Below are 6,303 nucleotides of genomic sequence, written 5' to 3'. Positions count from 1 at the left end.
TGCGCAACGTTAATCGACGCAGGGTTAGTCGGTCCCTAAGGCGAGGCTGAAAAGCGTAGTCGATGGAAAACAGGTTAATATTCCTGTACTTCCAGTTATTGCGATGGAGGGACGGAGAAGGCTAGGCCAGCTTGGCGTTGGTTGTCCAAGTTTAAGGTGGTAGGCTGAGATCTTAGGCAAATCCGGGATCTCAAGGCCGAGAGCTGATGACGAGTGCTCATTAGAGCGCGAAGTGGTTGATGCCATGCTTCCAAGAAAAGCTCCTAAGCTTCAGATAACTGGGAACCGTACCCCAAACCGACACAGGTGGTTAGGTAGAGAATACCAAGGCGCTTGAGAGAACTCGGGTGAAGGAACTAGGCAAAATGGCACCGTAACTTCGGGAGAAGGTGCGCCGGTGAGGGTGAAGCACTTGCTGCGTAAGCCCACGCCGGTCGAAGATACCAGGCCGCTGCGACTGTTTATTAAAAACACAGCACTCTGCAAACACGAAAGTGGACGTATAGGGTGTGACGCCTGCCCGGTGCCGGAAGGTTAATTGATGGGGTTAGCGCAAGCGAAGCTCTTGATCGAAGCCCCGGTAAACGGCGGCCGTAACTATAACGGTCCTAAGGTAGCGAAATTCCTTGTCGGGTAAGTTCCGACCTGCACGAATGGCGTAACGATGGCGGCGCTGTCTCCACCCGAGACTCAGTGAAATTGAAATCGCTGTGAAGATGCAGTGTATCCGCGGCTAGACGGAAAGACCCCGTGAACCTTTACTATAGCTTTGCACTGGACTTTGAGCTTGCTTGTGTAGGATAGGTGGGAGGCTTTGAAGTGGGGACGCCAGTTCTCATGGAGCCATCCTTGAAATACCACCCTGGCAACCTTGAGGTTCTAACTCAGGTCCGTTATCCGGATCGAGGACAGTGTATGGTGGGTAGTTTGACTGGGGCGGTCTCCTCCCAAAGAGTAACGGAGGAGTACGAAGGTGCGCTCAGACCGGTCGGAAATCGGTCGTAGAGTATAAAGGCAAAAGCGCGCTTGACTGCGAGACACACACGTCGAGCAGGTACGAAAGTAGGTCTTAGTGATCCGGTGGTTCTGTATGGAAGGGCCATCGCTCAACGGATAAAAGGTACTCCGGGGATAACAGGCTGATACCGCCCAAGAGTTCATATCGACGGCGGTGTTTGGCACCTCGATGTCGGCTCATCACATCCTGGGGCTGAAGCCGGTCCCAAGGGTATGGCTGTTCGCCATTTAAAGTGGTACGCGAGCTGGGTTTAGAACGTCGTGAGACAGTTCGGTCCCTATCTGCCGTGGACGTTTGAGATTTGAGAGGGGCTGCTCCTAGTACGAGAGGACCGGAGTGGACGAACCTCTGGTGTTCCGGTTGTCACGCCAGTGGCATTGCCGGGTAGCTATGTTCGGAAGAGATAACCGCTGAAAGCATCTAAGCGGGAAACTTGCCTCAAGATGAGATCTCACTGGAGCCTTGAGCTCCCTGAAGGGCCGTCGAAGACTACGACGTTGATAGGTTGGGTGTGTAAGCGCTGTGAGGCGTTGAGCTAACCAATACTAATTGCCCGTGAGGCTTGACCATATAACACCCAAGCAATTTGCGCTGAGGCCAAATTGTGGTGGTGAAGACGAAACGAACCGAAAGTTCGCGACGACCCACAAATATCGCATATCCGAATTGGCTGGCATGTCTGCAAAGACGTACTGGCAACCGAATTTCTTGACGACCATAGAGCATTGGAACCACCTGATCCCATCCCGAACTCAGTAGTGAAACGATGCATCGCCGATGGTAGTGTGGGGTTTCCCCATGTGAGAGTAGGTCATCGTCAAGATTCATTTCGCAAAACCCCTATCTGCGCGAGCAGGTAGGGGTTTTGTCTTTGTGCCTGGAAAACACTGTAGGAGCCGGCTCGCCGGCGATGCGCCGCGTCAGCGGCGCCCCGGGGGCCACGCTCATGGAAAGTGTGACTCGAACACCGATACAGTTCCTCATATGGCCATCTCCCACAATTCGAGTCGGAACACTAGAATAGAGCCGACGCATCCATTCAGAACCCCTTTATGCCTAACCCTGTCGAACCCGAAGCGCTCGCGCAGCTGCGGCTGGATGAACTGGTGGCCTGCCACGAGTGCGACCTGCTGATGCGCAAGCCAACCCTGCAGCATGACGAGAAGGCCCTGTGCCCACGCTGCGGCTATGAGCTCTATGCCCATCGCCACAACCTGGTCAACCGAAGCCTCGCCCTGGTGCTGACGGCGCTGCTGTTGTACGTGCCGGCCAACTTCCTGCCGATCATGCAATTGCACCTGCTCGGTCAGACCTCCGACGATACGGTCTGGAGTGGCGTGCTCGGCCTGTACAACTCAGAGATGCGCGGTATCGCCGTGGTGGTGTTCCTGTGCAGCATGGCCATCCCGCTGCTGAAGCTGCTGTGCCAGCTGGCGGTGCTGTTGAGCATCCGTTTTGACTTCGGTCGCAGCTATGGCCTGCTGATCTATCGTATCTACCACCACCTGCGTGAGTGGGGGATGCTCGAGGTCTACTTCATGGGCGTGCTGGTGGCCATCGTCAAGCTGGTCGACCTGGCCGAGCTGAGCATCGGCCTGGGCCTGTTCTGCTTCATCAGTCTGCTGCTGGTGCAGGTCTGGCTCGAGGTGGTCATGTCGCCGCACCAGATCTGGGTGGCCTTGTCGGGGGAGGATGTCCATGCGGGCGATTGATGCAGGCATCCTGGTCTGTAATGAATGCCATGAGCTGAACCGCCATGAGCCTGGCAGCAACTCGCAGGCCTGCACCCGCTGCGGTGCGGTGGTGCACGCTCGGCGGCCCAACAGTATCGTGCGTACCTGGGCGCTGCTGGTCACGGCGATGATTCTCTATATCCCGGCCAACGTGCTGCCGATCATGACCGTCAGTGCCCTGGGGCAGGGCAGCCCGGACACCATCATGTCTGGCGTCATCACCCTGATGAAGCACGGCATGTTGCCGATCGCCGCCGTGGTGTTCATCGCAAGCATCCTGGTGCCCACCTTCAAGCTGGTGGGTATCGCCCTGCTGCTCTATTCGGTGCAACGCCACCAGCCCCTGTCCGCACGGCAGCGCATCCTGATGTACCGCTTCATCGAATTCATCGGCCGCTGGTCGATGCTGGACATCTTCGTCATCGCCATTCTCGTGGCCGTGGTGAATTTCGGCCGCATCGCCAGTGTCGAAGCCAACCTGGGCGCTGTCGCCTTCGCCACTGTGGTGATCCTGACGATGCTCGCCGCTTTAACTTTCGATCCCCGACTGATCTGGGACAACACGGAGTCGGATGACGACCATGAGTGACTTGCCTACGGCTAAAACCCGCCCAGCTTCGAACTGGTCGGCCATCTGGATCCTGCCGCTGATTGCCTTGGCGATCGGCGGCTGGCTGGCCTGGCAAGCCTACAAGGATGCCGGCATCGAGATACAGGTGCGCTTCGAGAGTGGCGAGGGCATCGTCGCCAACAAGACCGAGGTCATCTATAAAGGCATGTCGGTGGGCAAGGTGGTCGCCCTGGTGCTGGATGACAAAGGGGACAGCCGTGGCGTCGTCGCCACCGTCGAGATGCGCAAGGAGGCAGGCCCGCACCTGACCAAGGGCACGCGCTTCTGGCTGGTCAAGCCGAGCGTCAGCCTGGCAGGTATCTCGGGCCTGGAGACACTGGTTTCAGGTAACTACATTGCCGTCGATCCCGGGGAGGGGGAGCCTACCAAGCGCTTCACCGCGCTCAAGGAAGCTCCGCCACTGTCCGATGCCGAGCCGGGCTTGCACCTGACCCTCAAGGCCGAGCGACTGGGCTCGCTCAACCGCGACAGTCCGATCTTCTACAAACAGATCCAGGTAGGTCGGGTGAAGAGCTATCGGCTGTCTGAAGATCAGGGCACGGTAGAGATCAAGGTGTTCATCGCGCCAGCCTATGCCAGCCTGGTGCGCAAGCACACACGTTTCTGGAACGCCAGCGGGGTCAGCATCGATGCCGACCTGTCCGGGGTCAAGGTGCGCACTGAATCGCTGTCGAGCATCGTGGCCGGGGGCATCGCCTTTGCAACGCCGGAGAACCGCAAGGACAGCCCGCCCACCGATCCAAGCCTGCCGTTCCGCTTGTACGAGGACTTCGACGCAGCCCAGGCCGGCATCCGCGTCAAGGTCAAGCTCAGTGACTTCGAAGGTTTGCAGAAGGGGCGTACACCGGTGCTGTACAAGGGCATCCAGGTGGGCACGCTCAAGGATCTCAAGGTCGAAAATGACCTTGCCAGTGCAACGGCCGAGCTGACCCTCGACCCACTGGCCGAGGACTACCTGGTCGAAGGCACGCAGTTCTGGGTGGTCAAGCCGTCGATCTCGCTTGCCGGTATCACCGGCCTCGAGGCATTGGTGAAGGGTAACTACATTGCGGTGCGCCCGGGCGAGCCGGGCGCCAAGCCCCTGCGCGAGTTCGAGGCGCGTGCCAAGGCGCCACCATTGGACCTGAAGGCGCCCGGCCTGCACATGGTGCTGTTCGCTGACACCCTGGGCTCGCTGGAAGTGGGCAGCCCGGTGATGTACCGCCAGGTGCGCGTGGGCAGCGTGCAGAGCTACCAGTTCGCTCGCAACAGCAAGCGCATCCTGATTGGCGTGCACATCGAGAAGGAATACGCCAACCTGGTCAACGGTTCCACGCGCTTCTGGAATGCCAGTGGCATCACCCTGACCGGTGGCCTGTCGGGTATCCAGGTCAAGAGCGAGTCGCTGCAGACGCTCATGGCCGGCGGTATCGCCTTCGACACGCCGAAACCGGATGTACCGCTCAAACGGCATATCCCACGTTTCCGCCTGCATGAAAGCCAGGACGCGGCCAACCGTGCCGGTACCCTGATCACCATTCGCGTGGACCGCGCCGATGGCCTCAAGCCGGGCACGCCGATCCGCTTCCGCGGGTTGGACGTGGGCAGCGTAGAGAGCGTCGACCTGACTGGCGACCTGCAGGCGGTTCTGCTCCGTGCGCGGATTACTCAGGCGGCCGAGCGTATCGCCCGCGTGGGTACGCAGTTCTGGGTGGTCAAGCCTGCCTTGGGGCTGGTGCGTACCCAGAATCTCGACACGCTGATCGGCGGCCAATACCTGGAGGTGCTGCCAGCGCTCAAGGATAAGGGGCCGCAGCGTGACTTCATCGCCCTGGGCGATGCCCCCGAGGTGAAAGGCGAGGAGGTCGGCCTGCCGCTGACCTTGAGCGCGGCGCGTCGTGGCTCGATCAAGCCGGGCGTGCCGGTCACCTACCGTGAGATCGCAGTGGGCAAGGTCACCGGCTTCGAACTGGGTCAGACCGCCGACCGGGTACTTATCCACATCCTTATCGAGCCTCGCTACGCCGGACTGGTGCGTGGCGGCAGCCGCTTCTGGAACAGCAGTGGGTTCGGCTTCGACTGGGGCCTGTTCAAGGGCGCCACGGTACGTACCGAGTCGGTGGAGACCTTGATCGAGGGTGGGATTGCCTTCGCCACGCCCGATGGCGAGCAGATGGGCAACCCGGCGCGACCGCAGCAGACCTTTGCGCTGTTCGACAAGCCGGAGGATGAGTGGATGCAGTGGGCGCCGAAGATCCAGATCGGCAAGTAATGATGGGATGGGCCGCTATGCGGCCCTTTCGCCGCGGTTCTTCGTCACGACAAGCCGGCTCCCACGCCGACCGCATTGGCCTCGGGCCATTCGTTATTCTGTGGCAGCCGGCTTGCCGGTAGCCTAGAAGGCACCGACGCTAATGCAGTTTTGGCGAGTAACGAGAAAATCACAGGCATAAAAAAACCGACCCTAGGGTCGGTTTTTTCGACAAGAACGTCGCTTAGGCAGCTGCAGCTTCTTTCAGTGCCTTGATGTGGCCATTCAGACGGCCTTTGTGGCGAGCAGCTTTGTTCTTGTGGATGATACCCTTGTCGGCCATACGGTCGATTACAGGTACAGCCAGAACGTAAGCGGCTTGCGCTTTTTCGGCGTCTTTTGCGTCGATGGCCTTGACTACATTCTTGATGTAGGTACGGACCATGGAACGCAGGCTGGCGTTGTGGCTGCGACGCTTCTCAGCCTGTTTTGCACGTTTCTTGGCGGAAGGTGAGTTGGCCACCGTCGAGCTCCTCGAAAGACTTTAGGTAAATAGCAAACAAAATAGGCCGCGAATCATGCCGATGAGTCGATCGGATGTCAAGGCCACCTGCAAGGTTCCGCCGAGTGGTGAGCCAACAGGAGGGAAATATTCCTTTCTGTCGCACGACCTGTAAACTCGGGAATTTTT

4 protein-coding genes and 2 rRNA genes (1 of these 6 running past the window's edge) are annotated in these 6,303 nt (G+C 59.1%); 5 read left to right on the top strand and 1 reads right to left on the bottom strand.

Going from position 1 to position 6,303, the window contains the following annotated elements:
- The 5 genes from ACZ9C1_RS14620 to ACZ9C1_RS14600 form a co-directional block, all read left to right on the top strand.
- Positions 1–1,588, top strand: a 23S ribosomal RNA gene (locus ACZ9C1_RS14620); it begins 1,305 nt to the left of the window's first position.
- A gap of 137 nt (positions 1,589–1,725) precedes the next feature.
- Positions 1,726–1,841 (top strand): 5S ribosomal RNA (gene rrf, locus ACZ9C1_RS14615).
- A gap of 229 nt (positions 1,842–2,070) precedes the next feature.
- Positions 2,071–2,730 (top strand): paraquat-inducible protein A, encoded by a 660-nt coding sequence (locus ACZ9C1_RS14610; protein WP_102682164.1) that lies wholly within the window; start codon positions 2,071–2,073, stop codon positions 2,728–2,730.
- Positions 2,717–3,340: a paraquat-inducible protein A gene (locus ACZ9C1_RS14605; protein ID WP_198755440.1), complete on the top strand. Its 624-nt coding sequence runs from the start codon at positions 2,717–2,719 to the stop codon at positions 3,338–3,340. Before ACZ9C1_RS14610 ends, ACZ9C1_RS14605 begins: the two co-directional genes overlap by 14 nt.
- A complete protein-coding gene (locus tag ACZ9C1_RS14600; protein ID WP_110700077.1) occupies positions 3,333–5,633 on the top strand; it encodes a PqiB family protein in 2,301 nt (766 codons plus the stop codon). The genes ACZ9C1_RS14605 and ACZ9C1_RS14600 overlap by 8 nt, the downstream gene beginning before the upstream one ends.
- Before the next feature lie 223 nt (positions 5,634–5,856).
- Here the strand turns inward: ACZ9C1_RS14600 and rpsT are convergent, their stop codons facing one another.
- Positions 5,857–6,135, bottom strand: coding sequence for a 30S ribosomal protein S20 (gene rpsT, locus ACZ9C1_RS14595; protein ID WP_023533220.1), 279 nt, complete (start codon positions 6,133–6,135; stop codon positions 5,857–5,859).
- Positions 6,136–6,303: the final 168 nt, after the last annotated feature.

It is taken from the genome of Pseudomonas sp. TE21435, assembly GCF_056279265.1.
This window is presented reverse-complemented; position numbering and strand designations above follow the sequence as displayed.

Excerpts from the sequence above, each read along its gene's own strand:
- ACZ9C1_RS14610 (WP_102682164.1), top strand. The coding sequence starts at position 2,071 with ATGCCTAACCCTGTCGAACCCGAAGCGCTCGCGCAGCTGCGGCTGGAT.
- ACZ9C1_RS14600 (WP_110700077.1), top strand. The coding sequence starts at position 3,333 with ATGAGTGACTTGCCTACGGCTAAAACCCGCCCAGCTTCGAACTGGTCG.
- ACZ9C1_RS14605 (WP_198755440.1), top strand. The coding sequence starts at position 2,717 with ATGCGGGCGATTGATGCAGGCATCCTGGTCTGTAATGAATGCCATGAG.